The sequence below is a fragment of the Moorena sp. SIO3I6 genome, from assembly GCF_010672095.1.
This window is the reverse complement of the sequence record NZ_JAAHHU010001564.1, coordinates 1-1,161: the sequence shown is the minus strand read 5'-3', so window position 1 is coordinate 1,161 and position 1,161 is coordinate 1. Positions and strand designations below refer to the sequence as shown.

The following is a 1,161-nucleotide window of genomic DNA, read 5'->3' as shown; positions in this document are numbered from 1 at the left end:
AGGGGGACTTTATGCCAAAAAGGGGGACTTTATGCCATGTCATCGAGAAATAGAGCGAGTATTACAATAGTTCCGGTAGCCTCTAATATAATCGTTAACCATATCAATCGCTTCAGGGCGCATGTTTCGTTGACGGGGAAAGTCCTTTAATACCGAAAAAACATTTTGGTAAACCGCACACCAATTCCCAATCCCTGCCCGTAATGACTTTTGTGCCCGAACCAGGCTACGGATGAAAGCAATAGAGAAATCCTCAGGATCTTTCACAACTGCTGCATCTAATAATAATAGAGCATTAGCCTGCTGAACTTGCCCCAGACTCCTGCCCCATCTAGAGCGATTGGCTGCTGCAACAGTATCGCCCAAAGTAGGGTCATCCATCGCTAGTAAATACCCTAGCGCTAGTGCTTCTGCTGCTGTTAACATCTCAAGGGTAATGGCTGATGGCTGCTGACTACGGCTGCGAGCAATATACTCAAGATACTGATTAGCCCTCTGGCTTGGCTCAACAGAAAACCCAAGTTGGTTGATAATCGCTGCTCGCACATCATGGGTAATATCAGGATTGCTTAGGTTTCGGAAAACCTTATCATCAAGTCCATAAACCGAGGCATATGTAATCATATCAACATCTTTATATGCCTTAGCAAAAGGAGTACTAGTTAAGGGACTATCCGCCAAGGCTACCGGAGCAGCAGTAACTATACAACCTACCACAATAGGTGTTAGTAATGGTGTAATTTTCATTATAGCAATTTTTGATTTTTTGAGCTTGTAGGGTGGGCAAAAACAGTTTAATTATTTGGATTATTATAAATTATATGTAAGCAGTCAGCAGTCAGCAGTCAGCCGTGAGCTAAAAGCTCACGCTACGTGAACAGCTTGTTTTATTTAAAAGCTGTTCGGTATAGCGTGCGCTTAACCTGATAGCTGATAGCTGATAGCTGATAGCTGATAGCTGATATTACTTTAGTCAACCACCGACCCCGTCGGTGCGGTTCGCGAGCTCACCGGCGGCGGTGCCGATTATGCCTTCGAAGCGGTCGGCCTGAAGGCCACCTCCGAGCAGGCCTACGAAATGGTGCGCTACGGCGGCACGGCGGTCGTGATCGGCATGGTGCCGCAAGGCCAGAAGCTCGAGATCGACGCCGAAGCATTGCT

The 1,161-nt window shown here is 46.7% G+C and carries 1 protein-coding gene and 1 pseudogene; one reads left to right on the top strand and one right to left on the bottom strand.

The window, feature by feature from the left end; translation table 11 throughout:
- Positions 1-39: 39 nt before the first annotated feature.
- Positions 40-747, bottom strand: coding sequence for a hypothetical protein (locus tag F6K49_RS51245; protein ID WP_293110613.1), 708 nt, complete (start codon positions 745-747; stop codon positions 40-42).
- 295 nt (positions 748-1,042) lie between these two features.
- On the opposite strand from F6K49_RS51245, the pseudogene F6K49_RS54145 reads away from it, so the two are divergent.
- Positions 1,043-1,161 (top strand): annotated as a pseudogene (locus F6K49_RS54145) (hypothetical protein); the annotation flags it as partial.

Excerpts from the sequence above, each read along its gene's own strand:
- F6K49_RS51245 (WP_293110613.1), bottom strand. The coding sequence starts at position 747 with ATGAAAATTACACCATTACTAACACCTATTGTGGTAGGTTGTATAGTT.